Here is a 24678-nt window from a genome sequence, read left to right as displayed (position 1 = left end):
TCATTCCAATTTCTTCTTAATGCCTAATTTTTTGATCTTGGAATGAAGGGTGGTGGCGGGCAGGCGGAGGAGCTCGGCTGCACCGCCCGGACCGCCGATCTTATGGCCGCATTTTTTCAATACCGCCAGAATATGATCTCTTTCCAATTCATCGAGTGTTTTTAAAGAGTTCCCATGGGCAGGGTCGGAGGGGCCTGTATGCAGGTCGGTGGGCAGAGGGATCTCCCTGATCGTGGACCCCGTGGTCATCAGTACGCTGCGTTCGATGAGCTGCCCGAGCTCACGGACATTGCCGGGCCAGTCATAGCGCATGAGGTTCTCGAGCACCCGCCGGGAGATATTGGTAATTTTCTTGCCGGAGCGTTGGGCCTGCTGGCTGATGAAATGAGAAGCCAGCATGGGAAGATCTTCTTTTCTATCACGCAAAGGAGGAAGGTGGATGGGGAATACGTTGAGCCGGTGGAAAAGATCGCTGCGGAACTTTCCTGCTTCCACTTCTTTTCGCAGGTCACGATTGGTGGCAGCGATGATGCGTACATTGGTCTTGATGACACTTTCCCCCCCCATGCGTTCGATCTCGCCCTCCTGCATGGCGCGCAGCAGCTTGCCTTGCAGCTCCAGCGGCATTTCTCCCATCTCATCCAGGAACAAGGTGCTGCCATTGGCGAGCTCAAATTTTCCGATGCGTCTTTCCACTGCGCCCGGGAAGCTGCCTTTCTCATGGCCGAACAGCTCGCTTTCCACCAGGTTGGCGGGCAGGTCGGCGCAGTTGACCTTGATCATACATTTGCCTTTGCGGAGAGAGGCGTTGTGGATGGCTTTTGCCACCAGCTCTTTGCCCGTCCCGGCCTCACCGACAATGAGCACGGTGCTGTCGGAGGGGCTGACGATGGACACCAACTGAAAGAGCTTCTGCATGGCGCTGCCAGCGCCGACCATTTCGGTGAACCCATGCGCCGTCCTGACCTGTTCCTGGAGGTAGTAGTTCTCTTCTTCCAGCCGGGACTTATAATGATGGATCTCCTCCAGCTGGCTTTCGATCTCTTCATAAGCCCGGATGTTGGTGAGGCCAATGGAGATCTGCGCGGAGAGGCCCTGCAGCAGGCTGAAGCTAAGATGACTGAGCTTTCCTTTTTCCTTCAGGTAGACGAAGACACCGCCGATCCCTTTATCATTTTCCTTTAGCGGGATGGCCAGCATTTCCCGCATACCGATCCCATGAAAAAAAGTGACGTAAGGCGGAACAACCTCATTCCGGATGAGCTGGTCCATGTCATAGACCAGGGGGGCCCCCGATTGGAGCAGGACTTCATATACGCCATCCTGCACGGGATATTTCCGGGCAACGCGCGTGATATAATCCGGGTGGCTTTTTGATGCGGCTGAAAGATCGTCCAAATAAACGCTATGTGTTTCGTTGTCAGGATTGAGGCGGGAGATCGTCAGCTCATCGTATGGCAGGATAGGGCGTAAGGTCCGTTGGATGACAGTTGGAAAATCCTTTTTATTACGGGTGGAAGCGAGGTCCTTGCCAAGCGACAATATCAGCGTTTTGTCATGCGCACTCTCCAGGATGGCCTCGTGGGCAAGTATATTCGTAAAGGCGATGGACAGCTGGTGGGAGAGTGGGCGGATGATATCCAGGTGACGGGAGGTGAACCAGCCCTTTGATGTAGAGAAAAGGATAAGGAAGCCGAAGCTTTCTCCTTCTTTCCGCAGGGCCATCATAACGACTTCTTTGATACCCCTGTCATGGCTATGACGGATAAATTCAGGCGCTTCGGGGGACATGTATTCGTCGAGGTCGAAGATCAGGGGCTGGTCGGTGGCTAGTGTGGCTTCGACCAGTCCCCCGTCATAGGGAATACCTTCATTTGCTTTGCGGACATAGTCGTCGTCGAAAGGGCCGGCAGCAGGCTGGTGAAGGAAGCTGGCCCTGAAGATCTTTTTCTCTTTGTCGACGAGGGCTATACAGCTATGATCAAATACAAAGAGCTGCCGCAGACGGATGTTCAGCTGCCGGAACAGGTCTTCTTTATCCCGGACCTTGACAAAGTCGGTGCTGAGGGAAAGCAGGGTTTCGTTGTCCTGTTGTTGCCGGGAGGTCCTTTCCTCGGTCAGGATGTTCTTCAAAGCTGGCGCGATCATATAGGAAAAATGCTGCACCACCCCCAGGTCATCGATGCCGATGTGCGCTTTTTCGAAAAAGAAAAAGAGGGCACCCAGCAGCTGATTGTGGCTTCGCAGGCGAACGGCGATCATCCTGCTGATGGCAGGACGGTACCATCGGGCTATATAACGAGGGGGGGCTGGCCGAAGAAGGATACTGGCTATGTCTACGACAAGAGGGGAGGGAGAGGCCATGGTGATATTACAAACGCCGTCCTCTATCCTGAATTTTTCATGTGACAGAGAGGCATATTCGCTCTTTTCCTGGCGGGAGGGATCAGTATGGTAGAGGGTGACACTATGCGTCTGCTTGTCTTCATTGACAATGGAAAGGAGTATATCGCTGAAGGTTAGTTGCTCGTTAAAATGCCTGGCAACCACGCGGAGCAGGCTTTCCCTATCACCAACGCCGGCCAGATCGTTGCCAAAAGCCGAGATCAAGGCCGATAAGGAGAGGGGGTCTTTCATTTATAAGGGTGTTAATGGTTTTTAGCACAGAATTATGGACAATATACGAAATTTCGTATCCGGCTTAACAAAAATACGAAAATTCGTACCTGCAGGGAGGACCACCAGCTTCTACCTGATTGATTATTAAGTCATTGCAACTAAACAAGTATTTATTCAAGGGCCATTTTGAGCTCAGGCCACTGACAGACGGGCGTCAATTTTTCGGCATTCAAACGCACCCGGGCACCGGAAATGCCGTTAGGGGTAGACGTTGGGTCAGACTTCCAGGAATACTCTCCGCTTGTTGTTGGCGAGCAAAGCCATCACGTCATCTTCCGTGCCAGTGAAAGGGCCGGAGGATTCTATTTTAAGCGTAGCCATGGCGGCGGCGAACTCGCCGGATTCCTGCAGACCCTTCCCTTTTGCCCGGCAATAGAGGTACCCTGCCATGTAGGTGTCGCCGCAACCTGTTGCATCGACGACGGAAGTAGTGGGGCTATAGGCAGGGATGATATAGAAATTGCGGCCGTTGTAGATAACGCTGCCCTTGCTGCCCAGGGTGATGACCACTTCCTTCACGCCCCATTCGAACAGGATCCTGGCGCCTTTGCGAACGTCATTCTCTCCTGTCAGCACCATCATTTCCGACTCATTCGCTTTCAGAACATGCACGTGTCGAAGGGCTTCCTTCTTAGCAGGCCAGTCAATGGCGTGTACATTCTTGTTGCGGACTTCCCGAAGATAGCCCTGTACATCAAGGGACACTATGCCTTTTTCTGAAAGGGGCCTGATCAGTTCCCAGGGAATGTCATCGGCCAGCAGGGGGCCCAGGTGAAAGATCCGTGCATCGACGGCCAGCAGCTGATCCGCCGTAAAGGGGTCTGCTTTCTGTGAAACCCGCTGTACACGGTGGTCCTGGTCCCTGGTATAGATATTTTCGAAATAAACAGTATAAACGCTGGGAAGGGCGATGACCTCGATGCCTTTAGACCGGAGTTCTTCTACGATGTCCTTGTCCTTTTCGGCAAGGGCAGTCACCAGGGTATAGCTCAGGTCCATATTGCTGATGGCATTGGAAAAATAGAAGGAAGTGCCGCCTGCCATATAAACGGTGGCTTTGGGAGTCACCACTTTATCCAGAGTGATATGTCCTACGCAACAAATGTCGTACATGCTTCTTAAATTATTGTATGCTAATTAATTATGCCAAGCCTATCGGTTACATCCTATTATTGAACCAATTACAAATTTACTTTATAAAATGTTCGCCAGCAAGCGCAAAAAGCGGGCCCGGTTTTCCGGATGGTCAACGGATCGATAAGGACGCGGCCATGTGACCGGGGCGCCGGAGCATGGTTTAATGCATTGTGATTATTTTTAGGGGAATCAATACCGCTATCGCCTGGTCAAAAGTAAGCGCGAATTTCCCAAAGTATACATTAAAAAGCGCTTAAAAGAATCTTACGCGAAGCGTTAAATATACCCATCATTCGTACAACAGAAACGCTCATTTGGCAATTGCCTGAAAAACCAGGCTGCCGTACCATTGTGGTAAATTATCAACCATGAAGTATGCTGCGGTTTTATTAGGGGCCTTGCTATCCTTTGGAGCGATGGCCCAATCCTCAGGACCCGTAAAAAACATTGTATTGGTGCACGGCGCTTTTGCCGATGCCTCCGGTTGGGAGGCGGTGTATAAGCTATTATCGGCAAAGGGATACAACGTCATCGCCGTACAGAATCCACTGAGCTCATTGGAAGACGATGTGGCATCAGTAGACCGGGTCCTGGACAAGCTGGAGGGACCCGTCATCCTGGTAGGGCATTCTTACGGAGGGGCCGTTATATCCCAGGCCGGCGCCTCCTCAAAAGTGGTGGGTCTCGTGTACGTGGCCGCTTTCCTGCCGGATGCCGGCGAGAATGTGCTGAAATGGGCTACGGCCGCTCCGCCTGCTCCGGAGAATGGTGCTTTGCCGCCTGATGAAAAGGGATACATTTATTTTGACAAGGCAAAATTTCATGCAGGATTTTGTGCCGACCTGCCCGCGGACAAGGCAGCGTTCATGTATGCTTCGCAAGGGGCATGGAACGCAAAATGCGCTGTCACGCCTTTGACGGCGGCAGCCTGGAAGTCCAAACCCAGCTGGGCCATTGTCGCAACAGAGGATAAGGCGATCAATCCCGACACGGAGCGGCAGATGTCCAAACGCGCCGGTTCCGTTGTCACGGAGATCAAGGCAAGTCATGTGGTATTTGTTTCCCAGCCAGGGGCCGTAGCTGCCGTGATCGAGGCTGCCGCCAGAGGGGCCGTTGCTAAATGATAAGAAATGTACTACACTGGAAGAAGGGACAACGGGCTGGCACAATAATTTCTTTGGCCGCATGAAAATGAGGTTATGATAAAAGAAAAGTCAGCCGCACTGTCCCGGACCAGTGCGAAAGAAGTGGTGTTGACCTGTATTAAAGCCTTGAACGCCGGCGATCTTAAGGCCGCAAGGTCATGTGTCAACGATGACATGGAATTCGATGGAGTCCTGGGCGCACGTCATGGCGCGGATGCTTATTTTCAGGATATGGAGAAAATGCGTTTGAAATATCATATCAGGAAAGCATTCGAGGACGGAGATGATGTTTGCCTCTTGTACGACCTGGAGATCTCGGGAAAAACGATCTTCGGATGCGGATGGTACCATCTGCAACGTGGAAAGATCAGCCATCTGAAGGTGGTGTTCGATCCCAGGCCATTACTGGAGCAGCAGTCATAAAGAGAACGTTTCATAATAAACACCCGGTGGGTCATTCACCGGGTGTTTATTTTTTATATCAAAACGGCACCGCCGTCCACCGTCAGACATTGACCGGTGCCGAAGGTTTGTTTCATGAGATAGCAATAGGTTTGAGCGATGTCTTCTGCTTCGCCTACCCGTTGCAACAGTGAGCTACTGCCAACGCTGGCATACAGCTGCTCCCTGTCTGCTTCCGGCATGCTGCTCCATAAATCCGTCCTGATCACGCCGGGGACGACACAATTGACGCGTATGGGCGCCAGCTCCACAGCCATGGCGCGGGTGAAACCTTCCATCATGCCGCAGATGCTGGACGCAACGGACCATCCCTTGCCGGGTCTTGCCCCCGCGATGCCACCAGTGAGACTAATGGAGCCGCCGGGATTGATATGGGATGCGCCGTATTTGACGGCAGCGAAGGCACACCAGTAGCGAAGATTGAAAAAACTGCGGGCGGTGTCAATATCCGTGTCGCTGATGTTAGTGAGCCTGAGGTTCTCGCCTGCAGTATATACGAAGTGATCGAATTGGGCGGCTGCTGCGAAAAATTGCTGTATGTTCTTTTCCTGGCTGAGGTCGATGGCTTGCCCTGTGGCGTTGGCAGGCAGAAGTTGTAAGGCCAGGCCGATGCGTTGCTGGTTGCTGGATACGATGGTGACGATGGCTCCTTCTGCAGCTGCGGCTCTGGCAGTGGCAAGGCCCAGGCCGGAACTACCGCCGAAAAGGAGTACTTTTTTGTCTTTGAGTGTGTTGTTGTGCTGTGCCATAATATTTTTTTTCAGGCACAAAGTTCAGCAGGAGTGTGGAGAAGGAAGTTACCAATTGGTAAGAAATAGAGGAGCGCAGGACTACACCTTTTTCCGGATGCGGCTGAGCGACTGTGGTGTGATCTCCAGGTAAGATGCCACATCCTTCAGCGGTACCCGCAAGGCGATATCGGGTTGCCGCATCATGAACAATCTATACCGGGTCAATGCGTCCTGCCCCAGGTAGGCATTGCGCGTCTGTATCTTGTCCAGCAGCTTCTGCTGGGTGATTTGGTTGACCAGCGCCTGCAGGTAGGTGATCTTATTATAAAGGGAGAGCAGCCTTGTCTTAGCGATCACCAGCACTTCCGTCCCGCAGGCGGCTTCAATGGTCTCTTCGGCTGGAACATTGTTGTTGAAACTGTTGAGAATGGTACAGAATGTGTTTTCGCTGAGGAAATAATGGGTCACCTCGGCGCCTTTTGCGTTGGAAGCGAGGATGCGAAGCACACCCTTACAGATGAAGAACATTTCCCGGCAGATGGCGCCGCCGCGAAAGAGGGCTTCGCCTTCTTTAAAACTATGGGGCTCAAATGCATCCGTCAGCAGCACCTTGTCTTCTTCCGGCAAGGGTGTGAAAAGCTGCAGGTAGTTGATCAATGGGTTGTCCATGTCCGCAAAGATAATTAAAGAGAAGCAGGCGCCCCTCTCTCCATATTCCGTCGCATGAATTACCAGGGAGGGGAAAAGCTCAAAAGGTAATAGGCGGAGGCGGGGCGTCTGCCGGCTTGCCTGTGGCCGGCGGGTCGTTGTAAGGAATACCCGCGTATTCATACCGGATCCGCTGGAGGATAGCAATGGGCGTATAATAAGCGCTGACAAGGGTACCTTCACTGCCCCTGTCAGGCAACAGCATAGATTGTAGTTGAATGTACTGGCGAAACAGCAGAGCGGCTTCATCGCAGATGGCTGCTATTTGATTTTTAGTTTCAGGAAAGCGTCCGGAGATCTTATTAAAGGCCTGCAGTGTTGCGCCTTTTTCATAAGCCTTGAAATAAACGATGGTGGCGCGCAGGCGATTGTCCAGGAAGGCGAGGAAGCCACGGCCTGCCTTGCTGGTAGTACCGGGGGCGCAATGCTGGATCAGGTCCAGGGCCTGCTGATACATTTCCCGGCCTTTCTTCAGGTGGTCTTTATTAAGCCTGCCGAAGCCGGCGAAACCTTTTCCCCAGGCGCCGGCAAAACAAAATCCCACATTGGTGAGACTGGTGGTGGCAAACCAATCTGCATCGTCGATGATCTTCATAGCCGAAGTAAATGAGTTGACCTGACCGATGCCCAGGCCTTGTGCATATTCCCGGTAGAAATCTCCTTCGTCTGCGGGGCCATACAAGGTTGCCAGGGCGGCGTATCGTGCCGTCACCCTGTTCTCCGCCGTCCGCCAGTGGTTGAAACACATCGACCCGATGGGAATGCCCGGACCATTGAGGTCCTGCGCATATTCCAGCAGGCGGCGGATGCCGCGAACGGCGTTTTGCTGCAGGTACATGATACCGTCGAACTCTATCCAGGAATAGATCATGGTATTATTCCAGTCCTTTTTATTTATACCGGTCAGGGGAAGCTGCAGCGATGTCTTTCGCGCGCCATGTGCCGGCATGATGGAATAATTTTGACCGGGAGCGTATTTCTGTAGCAAACGCCAGGTGGCGGGAAGGTATTCCGGGATGGCGACATACAGGCCCAGGCATCCTTTGATACCTTTCGGACGCAGAAGGGTATCGGTGATGGTCTTTAATGCCCGGATATTATGTCCGATCTGGCCAAAGAGATAATCAAGCCCCGGTTGTCCATCCCGGACAGGCGCTGTGATAGTGCGATCATTCAACGCGTCCTGTCCGAAATGCGTGGTGAGCATCTCTTCCGTATGGACGCGGGTGGCGGGTGGTTCCCATCCGCCTGTCTCTTCAGTCATTAGCTCCAGCTCGTCAATAAGGGGATATTCGGTAAGGATGGCGCGGGCTGTCTCCAGCGTGCGGGATACATCGGTGGCCGCACTGCGGGCCTCGAAGGAGAAACGGATGGTCAAACCTGTCCTTTTGCACTCCCGCATGACCTCCTGCAGCCAGTAGATGGCCATTTTGCTTTTGACGGGCGTGTCATTATAAAAGGGTTCGATGGCCGGGATGCAGTAAACGGTACGGTTGCGCACTTTTTCCTTTATGGAAGACAGTGCCGGAATGTTATATTGCTGACCATAAAAAAAATTGCCGGCCCACTCGGTAGTATCTTTTCTGCGAACCTCGTACCATTGTCCGGGATAGCTGTGAAAAGTAATGCAGTTAAAACGGAGCCTGGCCAGGTTCTTTATATATGTTTGGGCCTCTTCCAGCGGGTAGGAGGAGATATCCATGGGAAAGTTGAGGTGCTGGCGGATACCTCTTTGAAGGACAAAGGGTTGAATGAATGTGCGGCCAGCCCTTAATTTTTCGGGGTTGAGCCGGGAAGGGTAGACAGGGCCGGTGATCTCAAAACGGAAGCCCAATTGTTCGAGAAAAGTATATACCGCGTGCAGCATGGATGTTTCGTTACTGCCGGTAAGGAGGATACGTTTGCGTGCAGAATCGTTGTCGATGAAAAAGCTGCCTGCCGACAAGGTGGCGTCAGTGGAGAGGTGAATATGCAGGGAAGTAGATCCCAGGAAACAGGTGAGCTCCTTTACTGCAAAGGCATAGGTAACAGAAGAGCCGTCTGCTGTGATGGAGATGTTTGACTGTGCCCGGAGGGATAAGGCAATGGACAGGACGATGCAAAGCAGGAGGCCCGGTTTATTCATACTACAGTTTGGGTGCAAGTAAACGCAGACGGGATGGGGAAATGGGATAGATTTGATCTATTTTTTATACTTTTTGATATTACGATAAGCATGCCGGGTGGGAAAAATAAATATTTCCTCTATTTGTCCTAACCGGAAAAGGTGGGTTGTCTATAGGATATACAATAACCTTAAAATGTATTAAAATGAAAGAGTTTGCATTGATCTTCCGAACAAGTACTCCTACTGAACCTGCGCCTCAGCTGACCCCTGCCCAATTGCAGGAAATGATGACCAGCTGGAGTAATTGGATGGGCGGCATTGCCGCCAGGGATATGTTGGCCGACGGCGGCCACCGGCTTGGAATAAGAGAATCGAAGACTGTGGCGCCAGGCAATGTGGTCACTGACGGTCCGTACACAGAAGTAAAAGAGTTTATCAACGGCTACATTGTGGTAAAGACCCCATCCGTCGAAGAGGCTGTCGAAATAGCCAAGGCCTGCCCGATGCTTTTCGGGGGTGGCAAGGTGGAGGTAAGGCCGCTGGTCGCACCGGATGATAATTCGTAGAGCCATGGACCTGATACCGGACCTTTACAGAAAGGAATATGGCAAGATGGTGACAGTGTTATGCAGCCGTTTTGGGATGGCATATATGGACATTGCGGAAGACATCGTCAGTGACACTTTTTTATCCGCAGCCGAGACCTGGGGCATGAAGGGGGTGCCCTCCAATCCCGTAGCCTGGTTGTATGCTGTAGCAAGGAACAATGCGCTGAATTATCTGAAACATGACAAGGTGTTTGAAAAGCGGGTCAGGAAGGATCTGATACAAGGCGGCGAGCGCAGCTTTGAAATGGATATCGACCTTTCAGGCCAGAATATTACTGACAGCCAGCTGCAGATGCTGTTTGCCATCTGCCACCCTTCCATACCTGTAGAAGCCCAGGTAAGTATGGCCCTGCGCGTTCTTTGCGGTTTCACCATCGACGAGATCGCGCAGGCCCTGCTTACATCCAAAGGAAATATAAACAAGCGGTTGTTCCGGGCAAAGGAAAAGCTGAGGGCAGAGGAGGTGGAAATAGCCTTTCCCGAAGGCGGTGCAATAAGCGCCCGGCTGGATACGGTGCTGGTATACCTTTATTTACTGTTCAATGAAGGATATTATTCGGCCAGCGTTGACAAGGTATTGAGGAAAGATTTTTGTTTAGAGGCCATGCGGCTGACTTACCTGCTCCTGGGCCATCCACCCACCGGCAAACCCAAAGTGTATGCGCTGATGGCCCTCATGTGTTTTCAGGCATCCCGTTTTGATGCCAGGATCGACGACAGCGGGGAGCTGGTGTTATATGAAGAACAGGATACCAGCCGTTGGGACCAGGAGCTGATCGACAGGGGGAGCCATTTTTTTGTGCAGGCATCTGGAAGGGGAGAGATATCGAAGTATCATGTAGAGGCGGCGATTGCCTGGTGGCATACACATCAGGTGGCGGAGCAGGAGAAGTGGGAAAACATTCTGCGTCTGTATAATCAGTTGTTGATCCTGGAGTATTCTCCTATTGCTGCGTTGAACAGGGCGTATGCTTTTTTTAGGGTTTATGGAAAAGAAAAGGCGATAGTGGAAGCGGAGGGGCTGCAGCTGACGGGTAATCTATTCTATCATTCGCTGCTGGGCGAACTGTATACGGGTGTCGATAGGGAGAAGGCCAGGCAGCATTTTGTACAGGCGCTGGCGTTGGCCGGATCGGAGGCGGAGAGGGCAGTACTTGAAAAGAAATTGAGCAATAATTAACAGCAATGGCATTGCCAGATGTATCGCATATACGAACGCACTGTTTTGAAAAATAAATGTACCTTTCATAGCCAGGACATTTAACGATTGATATTATATGAGAATTCCATTCCTGCTCATTTCTTTGCTATTACTATGTTCTATGGTGACCGGTCAGGCGCTCGGGGGAAAAGTCCTTTTCGAATTTGACAGCACCAGTAGCCCTCGTTGGGCCAGCTTTGAAAATCCGGGTGCGGAGAAAGGCAAGGGCGCCACGCGAAACAACGGAGCGAAAGGTTATCCTTCCGATGACCTGGCACCGGGAGAGACGAAACAGCTGCTGAAAGTAAAAGGTGCAGGGATCATTAACAGGATCTGGATAACGATTGATGACCGTAGTCCAGAAATGCTGCGCAGCCTGAAGATCGAGATGTTCTGGGATGACGCTGTCAGGCCTGCGGTATCGGCGCCGCTGGGGGACTTCTTTGGCATGGGCCTGGGACGAACAACCGTATTCCACAACGCACTTTTCGCCAACCCGGAAGGGAGATCATTTGTCTGCTATATCCCCATGCCTTTTCGCAGGGGCGCCCGGATACAGGTGACCAATGAAAGCAGTATAAGGCTAAGTCATCTTTTTTACGATATCGATTTCCAGCAGGTGACCCAGTGGAAAGAAAGCAATCTTTATTTTCATGCCTGGTGGCACAGGGATACCGCCACCCGGCTGGGGGAGGATTTTCAGGTGCTGCCCCGGGTTTCGGGCAAAGGAAGATTCCTGGGCGTCAATGTGGGAGTGGTGGAAAATCCTGTTTATGAAAAGCATTGGTGGGGAGAGGGCGAGGTGAAGATGTACCTGGATGGGGACAGACAATATCCCACTTTATCAGGCACGGGCACGGAGGATTATATAGGTTCCGGCTGGGGAGAAGGCGAATTCTACAATGATTATGCTGGTTGTCTTTCGGCTAATAAGGATGGAAGGGGGTGGGCCTTTTACAGATGGCATATACCGGACCCTATCTATTTCAAAAAGGATTGTAAGGTGGTGTTGCCGGAAATGGGAAGCAATGAGAAGAAGCTGGTGGCGCAGCTGCAGGCAAAAGGGGTGCCGTTGATACCTGTCACTATCGACGACCAGCAGGGGCCGGTGAAACCCTTGTACACTCCGGGAAAAATAACGGACCTTAGCGACCCTTCATTGCCGGACGGTTATGTTATGTTCTACCGGAGCGACGATGTGTCGGCAACATCTTATTTTTACCTGGACAAACCGTCAAACGAATTACCGGCTCTTCAGGCCGTCACGATCCGGACTTACAAGGCCAAAAAATAATCAACTGATTGCCATGAGAAAAATCATTCCAGGCGTACTTCTCTTGTTATGCGCCTGCCGTTCGTCATCTCACAGAGCATATGCCGGCTGGACAAAATACAAAGGCTCGGATGAATGCATTCATTATTCTTCGCTGACACAGGTGGATACGGGCAATGTTTCGCAATTAAGGGTCGCCTGGGAATACCATTCCGGAGATGTCGACACGGCTCATCATTCCCAGATACAATGTAATCCCATCATCGTGGACGGGCTGCTATACGGCACGTCTCCCGGGATGAAGCTTTTTGCCATCGATGCCAGGACGGGACAGCGGAAATGGGAGTTCAATCCATTCGATTCGCTTGGCAGCGATAAAAAAATGTTCTTTATCCTGAATAATTGCAGGGGTGTCACCTATTGGACTGATGGAGCGGACGATAAAAGGATCTATTATACCGCCGGCTCGAACCTCTATGCCGTCAATGCCCTGAATGGGCATCTGGTGCAGGATTTTGGTCATCAGGGAAAGATCGATCTGCATGAAGGCCTGGGCAGGGATGTGAGCAACCTGTTCATCACGGCCACTTCGCCCCCCACGATCTACCGGGATCTGCTGATCATGGGCTCCCGGGTGGATGAAGGCCCTTCGGCGGCGCCGGGTCACATAAGGGCTTATGATGTGCGCACCGGCAGACAGGTGTGGATCTTTCATACCATCCCACAGCCTGGAGAGGCAGGTTTTGAGACCTGGGACGATACTACGGCCTACCGGTTCATCGGGGGCGCCAATGCCTGGAGTGGCTTTAGCCTGGATGAGGCAAGGGGGCTGCTATTCGCGGCAACGGGTTCGGCCTCCTATGATTTTTACGGCGGCAGAAGAAAAGGCAATAATCTTTTTGGCAACAGCGTGCTGGCCATCGATGCGGCGACGGGAAAGCTGGCATGGCATTACCAGGTCATTCATCATGATGTGTGGGACAGGGACTGCAGCTCGCCTCCCGCATTGGTCACGATCAACAGGGGCGGAAAAAAGACAGAGGCCCTGGCATTGACCACCAAGATGGGATTCCTGTATATTTTCGACCGTGTGACGGGCAAGCCAGTGTATGACGTCGTAGAGCAACCTGTGCCGGCCATCAGTGAGCTGGAAGGGGAGAAGCTATCACCCATGCAGCCGTATCCTACGGCGCCGGCGCCTTTTATGCGGCAGCTGATGACGGAGAAGGATATCAACCCTTACCTGTCAGACTCGTCCTTCGCAGAAGTGAAAAAAAGATTCCAGGGCTACAAAAAAGATCATTTATTCAACCCGCCCTCCATGGAAGGTACGGTGGAGTTCCCGGGACTGGACGGCGGTGCGGAATGGGGCGGCCCTACCTTTGACCCGGCAACGGGGATCTTGTATGTCAATGCCAATGAAATGGCCTGGATCATGCAGGCAAAGCGGGTGGAGATGACACCAGCGGGACATGAGAACAACCTCCAGGCGGGCCTCCGCCTCTACCAGGCCAATTGTATGAGCTGTCATGGACAGCAGCGGAAAGGAGGGGGCGCCATCCCGTCCCTGGAGAATATTCAGCAAAAGTATTCGCCTGCTGCTTTTGATACGTTGGTACAGAGCGGCCGAAGGATGATGCCGGCATTCAGGCAACTCACAGGAGGGGAGAGAAAGGCGCTGGCCAGCTTTGTGCTGAACATTGGTAGGGAGCAAAAAAATGCTTTTGTGGACAGTGCTGCCATAAAAGATGATCCTGCGAAATTGCCTTATGCCATGATGGGCTATAATAAATTCTTAAGCAAGGAAGGTTACCCTGCCATTTCTCCACCATGGGGTACGCTGAATGCCATCGATCTCAATACAGGCGCCTATGTCTGGAAGACAGCCTTAGGCAGTGATCCTGCTTTTCCGCAGGCAAAGGAACCAACCGGCGTGGAGAATTATGGAGCTGGTGTGGTCACAGCGGGAGGTTTGCTCTTCATCGCAGCCGCAAAGGATGGAAAGCTCAGGGCATTCAACAAGCGCACAGGTAAATTATTGTGGGAGTATACACTCCCGGTGCCTGCGTATGCCACCCCGGCCGTGTATGAGCTGGAAGGCAGGCAATACGTTGTCATCGCCTGTGGAGGGGGAAAGCTGAATACGCCGTCCGGCGATAGCTATATTGCTTTTGCCCTGGGGAACAGATAAACGGACGACCAGTGTTCGAAAATGGACAATGTCGAAGTGGATCCTCCGATTCATACATTTGGTTATCAGCTATTTAAAAGCCCGGCATCCCGTGTGCTCCGAATTACCAAACTTGAGAACATGCTGCACCACTACCTGCTTATCGCCATCCGCAATCTCCGTCGTCATAAGAGTTCTTTTTTCATCAACTGGATCGGGTTGTCCACGGGACTGGCATGCACTTTCCTCATTTACCTGTGGGTACATGACGAATGGAGATTTGATAAGTTCCATGCCAATGATAGCCGGCTATACCAGGTGATGGAGGAAAACAAGGTGAATGGAGAGATCCAGGTTCACGAGGGGACCCAGGGGTTGCTGGCGTCTGCAATGCAGACGGACCTGCCGGAAGTGGCAGCGGCTACGGCTGTCATGGACCTGAAGAAAGTGGGGGTGTACCTGCAAATGCGGACGGTCGATAAAGTAGTAAAATCTGCGGGCATCTTTGCCGGCAAGGATTTCTTCCGTCTTTTTTCTTTTCCATTTCTCCAGGGAAAGGGGGAGCAGGTGCTTACAGATAAGAACAGCATTGTCCTCTCCGAAGAGATGGCCGGTAAGCTTTTCGGCGGTGCGAGCCAGGCCATGGGCCGTACGATCTCCTGGGATATGTTTGGAAAAAAACAGCAGTCCGTAGTCACCGGGGTCCTTGCCCGCCTGCCTTCAAATAGTTCCATGACCTTCGACTTCATTCTTACTCATGACCTGTTGATCAATGACATCTGGACCAATGGACAGAAATGGTGGAATGAAGGACCATTCACTTACCTGCTATTGAAGCCGGGGACGAATGTCGCGGCTTTTGATAAGAAGATCGTGGATTTCGTGAAACGATACAATGGACAAACGCGCTACACGCTCTTTGTCCGGCCTTATTCCAGCGCCTATCTGTACGGGAGATATGAAAATGGCGTCGTGGTAGGGGGCAGGATCGAGTACGTGCGTATATTCTCGGTGGTAGCCATCATCATACTGCTGATCGCTTGTATCAATTTCATGAACCTTTCCACGGCAAAGGCCTCGCGCAGGGCAAAAGAAGTCGGCATCAAGAAAGTGATGGGCTCTTCCAGACAGGCCCTGATCTTCCAGTTCCTGGCAGAGGCCGGGCTGACGGCCATGCTTTCCCTGCTGGGGGCATTCTTGCTTGTCTCCTTACTGCTGCCTGTATTCAGCCAGGTGACAGGCAAGCAACTGGATGTGGCGTTCACGCCACCCGTGCTGGCCTCCATGTTAGGGATCACCTTATTGACGGGAATCCTTGCCGGTAGCTATCCGGCCTTCTATCTATCGGGTTTCAAACCGATCCTCGTGCTGAAAGGCAAGCTGCGTAACTCCGTGCTGGAGCTGCTGACCAGGAAAGGGCTGGTTGTTTTTCAGTTCACTATCTCCCTGGTGCTGATCGTCTCGATGATCGTTATCTACCGGCAGGTGGCCTATATACAATCCAAAAATTTAGGTTACGACAGGGACCATGTGGTCTATTTTGATAAGGAAGGAGCATTGGCGCAAGACCCGAAGGCTTTCCTTGCGGAACTCCGGAAAGTGCCGGGCATCGTCAGCGCTTCGACCATGGAGCAAAATATCGTGCAGGGTGATCTTGGTTCCGCCACTTACGGTATCTCCTGGCCGGGAAAACCAAAAGATGCGCAGATCAATTTTGGGGTAAGGGCCTTAGATTACGGTCTCTTACAGACCATGGGGATCCGCCTGAAAGAGGGGCGGGATTTTTCGCCGGCCTATGGGGCGGACTCTTCAAAATTGATCTGCAATGAAACGGCCATCAGGGCCATGGGGTTGCAGCATCCTGTCGGCACTACCATCCGGATGTGGGACCGGGATATGACGATCATCGGAGTGGTGAAGGATTTCCATGTCACTTCACTGCATGAGACGATCATGCCGATGGTGTTCTATTTTAATCCCGCGCATACCTCGATGGTGATGGTGCGAATGGCAGCGGGGCGGGAAAGGGAAACGCTGGCCGGATTGACGAGCCTTTACAAGCGTTTTAACCCGGGCTATGTATTCGAATATAATTTCCTCGACCAGGCCTATCAGTCCTTATATGTTTCGGAACAAAGGGTATCGCTGCTTTCCCGCTATTTTGCCGCCCTGGCCATCCTGATCTCCTGTCTTGGACTGTCAGGGCTGGCAGCCTACAACGCAGAATCCAGGACCCGCGAGATCGGTATCCGCAAAGTACTGGGCGCCTCCGTTGGAAATGTGACATTGTTGCTTTCCAGGAGCTTCGTCGGCCTGATGGCGTTGGCTATGCTGATTGCTTTCCCACTGACCTGGTGGCTCATGCACACCTGGTTGGCGGGATTTGCTTACCGGATCGATATAGGATGGGAGATCTTCGCCCTGGCGGGGCTATCGCTGGCAATACTTATGTTGGCGACAGTCAGCTATCAATCCATAAAAGCAGCCGTGGTCAACCCGGCAGATAGCTTGCGGGCGGAATAGAGGGGCGGCTTACATTTGCATATGAACCACGAGCACCTCCTGCAATTAGACAATCCTGCCTGGTCGGCATTGACAAGCGATCAAAGAGCTTTCGCCACCGGCACTGCTGCCGTAAAACGTTTTCGAAGAGGGATACTGCCTTTCGCCGCTTATGATCATGCCTCGCCGGAAAAGATCCTGGCGCTGGATGAATGGTTGCTGCCGGATGAAGTTTTTTTCCTCATCGGGGGTCTTCCGCCCCTGCCTCCTCATTGGGAGGTGATAAAGGAATTACCTTGTCTACAGATGGTACTGCCGGAGCTGTTGGACATTGCAACGGATACATCTATCCTCCCACTTACGGCAGCAGACAAGGACGACATGTTCAACTTAATTAATAAGGTTCAGCCGGGCTATTATCAACCTGATACGCATCTGCTGGGAAATTATTTCGGTATCCGGCAGGAGGGCGCGCTGGTGGCTATTGCGGGGGAGCGTATGCGGCCGGAAGGGCTGATGGAGATCAGCGCTATTTGTACAGACCCCGCATACACGGGAAGGGGATATGCGCGGCAACTGACGGCACATGTATGCAGGTCCAACCTGAAAAAGGGGCGTACGCCCTACCTGCATGTGCTGCAGAGCAACCAGCGGGCGATCGGCATTTATGCATACCTGGGATTTAAGGCAAGGAGGATGATCAGTTTCTGGAAGTTGAAAAAGAGGATTGCATGAGGAAGCTCGTTTGTTATTTTTTGTTTAATTTTAATCATGACCGGCTACCTGCACCCCATAAATGGCGATGGAGACGAGCGTGCGTTGGAGATGTTCTTCGCGGATGTCTTCCAGCAATACGAACACCGGCTATACATGCTGGCGCTATGCCTGGTCAAATCGGAGCTGCATGTGAAGGATATTATCCAGGAGGTGTTCCTGAAGTTATGGGAGCACCGACATCACCTGCAGGAAATTCATAATATAGAAGCATGGCTCTACCGGGTGACGGAGAACAAGGTGATCGATTTTCTCCGCAAAGCTGCTGCCGACAGCCGTCTGAAGGACACGATCTGGAATAATATTTCGCAGGCCCGCAACGATACGGATGAATGGATGGAGGCGAAGGAATACAACCGGATCATCCAGCAGGCCATCGATCTGCTGCCTCCCCAGCGCAAGCGCATTTATTGTCTACACAAGAAAGAAGGCCTGGATCACGCCCAAATAGCGGAGGAATTATCTATTTCCCGTCATACTGTCAAAAACCAGCTGTCCGCCGCCATCAAGTCCATCCGCAACTTCGTAGCCCGTAATTCCGGGTTCTTTTTCTTCTAGAATTATTTTTTTTCACCGGGTAGGAATAGTTGCCGGCTGCTTCGTCTTCCATAGGAGGTTAATACCTTTTCTAATGGAAGAAAGACTAAAATACCTGTTCAGGCAATATCTGGAGAATAAGTGTACCCGGGAAGAGCTGGAAGAGTTCTTTTCATACATCCGGGCGTCCGGACAGGATGAGGCGTTGAGAAGGCTGATCAAAAGCCTATACGAGGAGAAAGCGCAGGCCCCTTCCTCTCTGACGTATGTAAATGAATTGGGAGACCTCGTCCTGACGGACAAAGCAAAGGTCACCGATGTTACGCAGCTGAAGAAACGTCACCGGAAGCAGCCGGTGACGGGCATCATAGTCCTTGCCGGCCTGCTGACGATCGTAGCTATCACCTGGCTGCTCCATAGCACAGGCCGGGCCCCCGTTACGCCGGCGGCGGCCACCCTCACCAGGACGATCACCGAACGAAGCGAATATAAATATGTTCTGTTACCCGATAGCACGCAGGTGTGGCTGAATGCTTCCAGCTCACTTGAATTCCCCGCGCATTTTAAGGACGGCAAAAGGGAGGTGACATTGTCCGGCGAAGCCTATTTCGACGTAAAGCATGTTGAGAAAGCCCCGTTCATCATTCATACCGGCAGGATCTCTACCACCGTCCTGGGTACGGCTTTTAACATCAAAGCTTATCCGGACAGAAAAAATATCATTGTTTCCGTGAGTGCGGGAAAAGTAAGGGTAAGCTACGACAATGTCGCAGTAGCGACCCTGGTGAAGGGACAGCTGGTGAAAGTCGGCAGCCAGGCTGACCCGGTGGTCGAAAAAAAGATCGCTCCGGCTGCCGTGGCTGCATGGCAGCAGGGCAATATGTCGTATGAGGATGAGACGCTGGAGGATATCATCGCGGACCTCGAAAGGCTTTACAATGTAAAGATCAGGATCGACAATGCCACCATTCTGAACCTGAAGGTTTCCACGTCATTCAGAAGGGAGATAGGGATAGAGCAGGCGTTACAGGTATTGTGCAGGCTGACCGATACGATGCTGCGTCAGGCCGACGGCGTATGGATCATTCAATAGGATTCAAACCAACATTCAACTATATGCTTATGAACATATCCCCGCCAACATAACTTTATTAAAAAAAGAGACCGCTCCCAGGTTGCGACTGGGGCGGTCCGAAGTTTTAATATAACCCTGTTACGAATTACTTAAAACTCATCAAATATATGAATTTGCATGTATCATGCCTGCATCCGCATGCCCTGTTATCAAAAAACAAAGGTCTAATTATGAGAGCATTTTTCCTGGGCATACTGCTCATTTCAGGCGGATTGCTGGTGGCACGTGACAGCAGTGGCCAGGATCTGGATAAAATGACGCTGTCCATCCAGCTGAAGAATGTCTCGTTGAAGCATGCTTTGCGGAAAATAGAAACGCTTACCAACCTGCCCTTCACCTATAAGACAAACGACATAGTCGGGTACAATAATATCAATTACCAGGGGACTGATATCCCTGTCTCCCGCGTGCTGGACGCGCTGCTGCGTAATACGGGCCTGGAATATGAACAGGTCAACAGCAATATCATCATTAAAAAAATAAGGGTAAATCCGTTGGTGGTGGCCCGGCCAAACGTCAATGTCGTATTGGACGGAGGTATTAAAGGGAAGATCACCACGGCGACGGGAGAACCCTTGCCTAATGCCACGATAACGGTGGAAGGTACGAACAGAGCCATTGCTGCCGACAACAGCGGGGAGTTTATGCTCACGGGTCTGAGAGCGGGCAGCTATAAATTAAAGGTTTCGGCCGTCGGCTTCGAGACGGTCACCAGGGATGTCCGGGTGTCGGACAACGAGATCGCGACCTATACATTTGTCATGCAGCAGGGAAGCAGTAAGCTGGATGAAGTGGTTGTTACGGCGCTGGGTATCACCCGGAAAGAGCGGTCGGTGGGTTATTCTACCCAGCAGATCAGCGGCAGTAATCTCACCGTTGCCAAGGAGCAGAATGTCATCGGGTCATTGGGAGGTAAAATAGCCGGAGTGCAGGTGTCGGGGTCTTCCGCCGCCAGTATGGGGGGCACCCAAAAGATCCAGATCAGGGGCGTCAATTCCGTCACTGGCGATGGAGAGCCATTGATCGTGGTAGACAATACTCCTATCTCCAACTCCAATTATGCAAGTAAGAACGGGCGGGATTTCGGCAACCTGGCGCAGGATATCAACCCTGAGGACATTGAGTCGGTGAATGTATTGAAAGGCCCGGCGGCTTCCGCCCTCTATGGCTTACGGGGCCAGTTTGGCGTAATCCTCATCACTACTAAAAAAGGAAGCAGGAACAGCAAGCCCACTGTGGTATTTAGCTCTGCCGCCTCGATAGAGAAAGCAGGTAATTTCATGCCCCTGCAGAACACTTATGGTGCAGGCTTCTCCCTGAATTTTGAGACCGTCCCCATCAATGGGGTCGACACCAAGTATGTGGACGGCACCTGGGATGAAAGCTGGGGGCCAAAAATGGATGGAACGCTGGTCCGCCACCAGTACAGCTTTTATCGTGCGGACCCTGACTTCGGCAAGGCTACCCCGTTCGTACCCCATCCGGATAATATCAAAGAATATTTTGTGACGGGACGCACGCTGAATAACAGTCTTTCTCTCACCGGAGGCGGTCAGAACACTACTTTCCGCCTCTCGTATAACAACACCGATATTACAGGCATCGAGCCGAACACCTATCTCAAACGGAATAATCTCAGTTTCAGCGGATCTTTGAATATTACGTCCGCCCTGGTGGCCACGGTCAACCTGAACTATGCCCAAAATAAAGGGCAACGTCCCTCACAAGGCTACCAGTCCCTGGGTTCCCGGAATATGTATCAATGGTTCCAGCGCAACCTGGATATGAAAAAGCTGAAACAGTATAAATATCCGGACGGGACATTCTATCAATGGAATGTAGGAGATCCAAGTCCGGAAGGCGTGTATACGGACGCGACACCCATTGACTGGAATAATCCCTATTTCGATGCCTATGAGAACCCTGCGCATGATGGACGCGACCGTTTCTTCGGGGACGTTGGACTCCGTTGGACGATCCTTCCCGGCCTTTCGGTGACTGGATTTGCAAGACAGGACGGCTTTACTCAAAACCTGGACGGCCGCAATGCACCGGGCGGAAGGGGCACCCCTTCGTTCTGGATAGGCAAATACCAGTCCAAGGAAATGAACTATGAATTGCTGGCCCAATACAACAAGGAATGGGGGGACATCTCCTTAAACGCCAATTTGGGCGGAAATATACTCACCCAACGTTATGATTACCTTCAGGAGGAAACGCAAGGAGGATTCGTCACGCCGGGTTTTTACAACATCGCCAACTCATTGGAAAGGCCATCCGTAGTTAATTTCCTGAGGAAAAAACAGGTAAGGAGCGCTTATGGGTCGGTAACCCTGGGATATAAGAATACCTACTTCCTGGATGCCAGTCTGCGTAACGATATTTCTTCCACTCTTCCACAGAACAACAATTCTTACCTGTATCCATCCGTCTCTGCGAGCATGGTCTTCAGCGAACTGCTCAAATGGCGGCCGCTGTCTTATGGCAAACTGAGATTAAGCTTTGCACAGGCAGGTTCGGACATCCCTCCTTATCTGACCACCGGTTACTTCAACCTGGGCCAGCCTTATAATGGCAGCTTCCCCATGGAAGTGCCGGATACTTTGAACAATCCCAACCTGAAGCCTTCGCTGGGCACGGCGTACGAAGCGGGACTGGACATGAAATTCCTGCAGGGTCGGATAGGATTCAGTACCACTTATTATCACCAGAATAATAAGGACGCCGTACTGCCCCTGGATGTGTCGGGCGCCAGCGGTTATACCACTTCGGTGATCAATGCGGGCAATATAGAAAACCATGGCATTGAGGTCACCATCAATGCCACACCGGTGATGACGAAGCATTTCAGCTGGACCAGCACATTTAATGTCAGCCATAATACGAGCATGGTCAAAGCGCTGTATCCTGGTCTTCATACCTACCAGTTGGATAACAACCGGTATGCCAGTGTGGATATGTATTTGCTGGCCAAGGAGGGAGAACCTTTCGGAACGATCGTGGGCAATGGTTACAAACGGGATCAAAAAACGGGGAAGATCCTGCTGGACGCTGCCAATCTGCCCATGTATGAGTCAGGACACGAACTGGGTAACGTATTGCCCAAGTTTACAGGCGGCTGGCAAAATACAGTGACCTGGAAGAATTTCGATCTGTCCGCCGCCGTCGACTTCCAGGATGGAGGGAAGTTCATCAGCTGGACGAAGATGCTGGCAGTAAAAAGCGGGCAGGCGGCCGAGACGGCTGCGATGAACGATAAGGGAAAGAATATCAGAGATGACATAGCCGCCGGAGGCGGAGTAAAAGTTTCGGGTATTTCCTCGGTTACCGGGCAGCCCGTAACCGCCTACGTAAAGGCAAGGGATTATTACAGAAAGACCATCGGGACAAAGGTGTATGAAGCGTGGACGGAAGATGCCTCTTATATTCGGTTGCGGGAAGCAAGACTGGGCTACTCTTTCAGCAAGACAAAAATTCCTTCCCTGCCTTTCAGAAGCATGAATCTGGCTTTTATTGCACGGAATGTCTGGATGATCTGGCAGAAAGCGCCCAAGGGAGTGAACCCTGCCGAACTGGCCACGGGAGCTTCTACCCTTAACTGGCTGGAAACCGGTCAACTCGCCACTGCACGTTCCTACGGTCTTAACCTGACAATTTCTTTTTAAAAAATCATGATCATGAGAACCAAATTCTTAATAATAGCAGCAATTATAACAGTGTGGGGGGCTGCACCCGGATGCAAGAAGTTTCCCTCCGATATCAACGTCAGTCCCAATAGCCCTACCATCGCTTCCAATGCTCAATTGCTCACTTCCTCGATCAATTATATACCCGTGATCATCGAAGGGATCTCCGGAGCGCTGTATACGCAGCAATGGGCGGAAAAGCCGTATACGGATGATTCGAGGTATATTTCAGTGAATTTCAATTTCTATGGCATTTACAGTGGTCCGCTGGAAAACCTTCAAACCATCATAGACGGCAAGACGTTCAATGCAAGTGAGGGTTCGAAGAACAACCAGCTGGCCGTAGCCCGCATCCTGCGCGCCTATTTCTATTGGCATATGACTGACCGCTGGGGAGATATTCCGTATTCTCAGGCTTTGAAAGCAAAGGACAACTTTGCGCCAAAATACGATGCACAGAAGGACATCTATGCCGACTTGCTGAAAGAACTGAAAGAAGCGGCGGCTCAGATAGATGACGGGAATGGGGTGGCGGGGGACCTGTTATATGGCGATGACCCTAACACCCAAATGGATAAATGGCGAAGGCTTGCGAATTCCATGCGGGCCCTGATGGCTTTGCGTTTGTCGAAGATAGACCCCGACAAAGGCAAGGTGGAATTTGCCGATGCAATAGCAGGCGGGTTTATTACCAATAACAGCGGAAATGCGGTGTACGTGCACCTGTCGGATCCCACGAACCAGAATTACTGGTATTACGTAGCCGATGTGCAAAACCGCCCCTGGTACTGGATCAGCAAGACCATGACGGATTATATGAATCCGCTGCAGGATCCCCGCCTGCCCATATTCGCCGATCCGGCTCCCGCCACAGGCGACTATGCCGGAGTGCCCTATGGTTTGGATGGCAATGACATTTCGGCCATCCAATCTTCGCAGGTCTCTTTTATGGGAGTGCATGTACGCGCCCAGAACGCACCCTGTTATATCGTCACCTACGCTCAGATGTTGCTGGCAGAAGCCGAGGCGGATAAGTTGGGATGGCTGTCCGGAGGCGATGCAGATGCTGCGTTGAAATACAAGGCAGCTATTGAAGCCTCGGTACGCCAATGGAACCGGAATAGTTTTAAATCTGGCGCGGTGGATGATGTGGAAAGAACCCCCTATTCCCGAACCGACGAAGGCGATACCACCGGCCTGGGTGCTTATCTGGCGCGGCCGGAAATAGTGTATGATGCGGCCAATGCTTTACGTCAGATCGGGTACCAGCGCTGGGTGCATTTATATATGAATGGGTATGAGGCCTGGGCGGAATGGAGACGTACGGGATATCCTGCGCTCACACCAGCGCCTGATAACAATAATATTCCCATTCCCAGGAGGCAGGCATACCCCAGCAGCGAACCGAATATCAACACCGCCAATTATAATGCGGCGGTACAGACACAGCCCGGTTTGGGAGGGAAGGACGACCTGACGGGCAGAGTATGGTGGGATAAACCTTAATAGACAGTCAACAATGGGAAATGGACCGCTCCTGCTGGGGCGGTCCTCTTTTTTTGGGCAGGGCATACGATTTGCTAAAAGTAATACGAAGGGGGAAGGATTATGAAATATATACTTTATATAATAGGCCTTGTTGAGTTGATCGCGTGGATCGCCTGTTTTTTCCTGGCTACTCCATCCATCTAAAAGGTCCTCATCTATAGGGACTATTATAGCAACTGTTTTATAAGCAGTTATGCATGCCATTAGCAATTATATATAACGGTAAGTAAAAATGGAGAAAATTTTCCGTCCGGGAAATACTTTAAGTCTTTGAA

General features: G+C 51.7%; 17 protein-coding genes. 12 read left to right on the top strand and 5 right to left on the bottom strand.

Annotated elements, in window-relative coordinates; translation table 11 throughout:
- Both Q4E93_RS14100 and Q4E93_RS14095 read right to left on the bottom strand, forming a co-directional pair.
- Positions 1 to 2637 (bottom strand): sigma 54-interacting transcriptional regulator, encoded by a 2637-nt coding sequence (locus tag Q4E93_RS14100; RefSeq protein ID WP_303586193.1) that lies wholly within the window; start codon positions 2635 to 2637, stop codon positions 1 to 3.
- A gap of 258 nt (positions 2638 to 2895) precedes the next feature.
- A complete protein-coding gene (locus Q4E93_RS14095; RefSeq protein ID WP_303586191.1) occupies positions 2896 to 3792 on the bottom strand; it encodes a PfkB family carbohydrate kinase in 897 nt (298 codons plus the stop codon).
- Positions 3793 to 4184: 392 nt separating this feature from the next.
- Between Q4E93_RS14095 and Q4E93_RS14090 the strand changes: the two genes are divergently transcribed.
- Positions 4185 to 4940: an alpha/beta hydrolase gene (locus Q4E93_RS14090; RefSeq protein ID WP_303586190.1), complete on the top strand. Its 756-nt coding sequence runs from the start codon at positions 4185 to 4187 to the stop codon at positions 4938 to 4940.
- 75 nt (positions 4941 to 5015) lie between these two features.
- Complete coding sequence (locus tag Q4E93_RS14085; protein WP_303586187.1) at positions 5016 to 5384, top strand: nuclear transport factor 2 family protein; 369 nt, start codon at positions 5016 to 5018, stop codon at positions 5382 to 5384.
- A gap of 53 nt (positions 5385 to 5437) precedes the next feature.
- Here the strand turns inward: Q4E93_RS14085 and Q4E93_RS14080 are convergent, their stop codons facing one another.
- The 3 genes from Q4E93_RS14080 to Q4E93_RS14070 form a co-directional block, all read right to left on the bottom strand.
- Positions 5438 to 6172, bottom strand: coding sequence for an SDR family oxidoreductase (locus Q4E93_RS14080; RefSeq protein WP_303586185.1), 735 nt, complete (start codon positions 6170 to 6172; stop codon positions 5438 to 5440).
- Between the two features lie 81 nt (positions 6173 to 6253).
- Positions 6254 to 6985: a Crp/Fnr family transcriptional regulator gene (locus Q4E93_RS14075; RefSeq protein ID WP_303586183.1), complete on the bottom strand. Its 732-nt coding sequence runs from the start codon at positions 6983 to 6985 to the stop codon at positions 6254 to 6256.
- Positions 6903 to 8987: a hypothetical protein gene (locus tag Q4E93_RS14070; protein ID WP_303586181.1), complete on the bottom strand. Its 2085-nt coding sequence runs from the start codon at positions 8985 to 8987 to the stop codon at positions 6903 to 6905. Before Q4E93_RS14070 ends, Q4E93_RS14075 begins: the two co-directional genes overlap by 83 nt.
- A 185-nt stretch (positions 8988 to 9172) precedes the next feature.
- Here Q4E93_RS14070 and Q4E93_RS14065 point away from each other — a divergent pair, with 185 nt between their 5' ends.
- From Q4E93_RS14065 to Q4E93_RS14020, 10 genes are all read left to right on the top strand, one after another.
- Positions 9173 to 9535, top strand: coding sequence for a YciI family protein (locus tag Q4E93_RS14065; protein WP_303586179.1), 363 nt, complete (start codon positions 9173 to 9175; stop codon positions 9533 to 9535).
- Positions 9536 to 9539: 4 nt separating this feature from the next.
- Positions 9540 to 10757 carry an RNA polymerase sigma factor gene (locus Q4E93_RS14060; protein ID WP_303586177.1) on the top strand — a complete coding sequence of 406 codons (1218 nt, stop codon included), beginning with the start codon at positions 9540 to 9542 and terminating at the stop codon, positions 10755 to 10757.
- A 97-nt stretch (positions 10758 to 10854) separates the two neighbouring features.
- Positions 10855 to 12072: a glycoside hydrolase family 172 protein gene (locus Q4E93_RS14055; protein WP_303586175.1), complete on the top strand. Its 1218-nt coding sequence runs from the start codon at positions 10855 to 10857 to the stop codon at positions 12070 to 12072.
- A 13-nt stretch (positions 12073 to 12085) separates the two neighbouring features.
- On the top strand, positions 12086 to 14242 hold the full coding sequence (locus Q4E93_RS14050; RefSeq protein ID WP_303586173.1) for an outer membrane protein assembly factor BamB family protein: 2157 nt from the start codon (positions 12086 to 12088) through the stop codon (positions 14240 to 14242).
- 120 nt (positions 14243 to 14362) lie between these two features.
- Positions 14363 to 16744, top strand: a complete 2382-nt coding sequence (locus Q4E93_RS14045) for an ABC transporter permease (RefSeq protein WP_303586171.1) — start codon at positions 14363 to 14365, stop codon at positions 16742 to 16744.
- 21 nt (positions 16745 to 16765) lie between these two features.
- Positions 16766 to 17458, top strand: a complete 693-nt coding sequence (locus Q4E93_RS14040) for a GNAT family N-acetyltransferase (protein WP_303586169.1) — start codon at positions 16766 to 16768, stop codon at positions 17456 to 17458.
- Between the two features lie 36 nt (positions 17459 to 17494).
- Positions 17495 to 18055 carry an RNA polymerase sigma factor gene (locus Q4E93_RS14035; RefSeq protein ID WP_303586167.1) on the top strand — a complete coding sequence of 187 codons (561 nt, stop codon included), beginning with the start codon at positions 17495 to 17497 and terminating at the stop codon, positions 18053 to 18055.
- A 73-nt stretch (positions 18056 to 18128) separates the two neighbouring features.
- Entirely contained in the window at positions 18129 to 19127 is a 999-nt protein-coding gene (locus Q4E93_RS14030; protein WP_303586165.1) for a FecR family protein, read from the top strand.
- A gap of 212 nt (positions 19128 to 19339) precedes the next feature.
- Positions 19340 to 22834 (top strand): SusC/RagA family TonB-linked outer membrane protein, encoded by a 3495-nt coding sequence (locus tag Q4E93_RS14025; protein ID WP_303586163.1) that lies wholly within the window; start codon positions 19340 to 19342, stop codon positions 22832 to 22834.
- Between the two features lie 12 nt (positions 22835 to 22846).
- Entirely contained in the window at positions 22847 to 24361 is a 1515-nt protein-coding gene (locus tag Q4E93_RS14020; RefSeq protein ID WP_303586161.1) for a SusD/RagB family nutrient-binding outer membrane lipoprotein, read from the top strand.
- Positions 24362 to 24678: the final 317 nt, after the last annotated feature.

This window comes from Flavitalea plasmicola, assembly GCF_030546645.1.
In the GTDB taxonomy this organism is placed as follows: Bacteria; Bacteroidota; Bacteroidia; order Chitinophagales; family Chitinophagaceae; genus Puia.
This window is presented reverse-complemented; position numbering and strand designations above follow the sequence as displayed.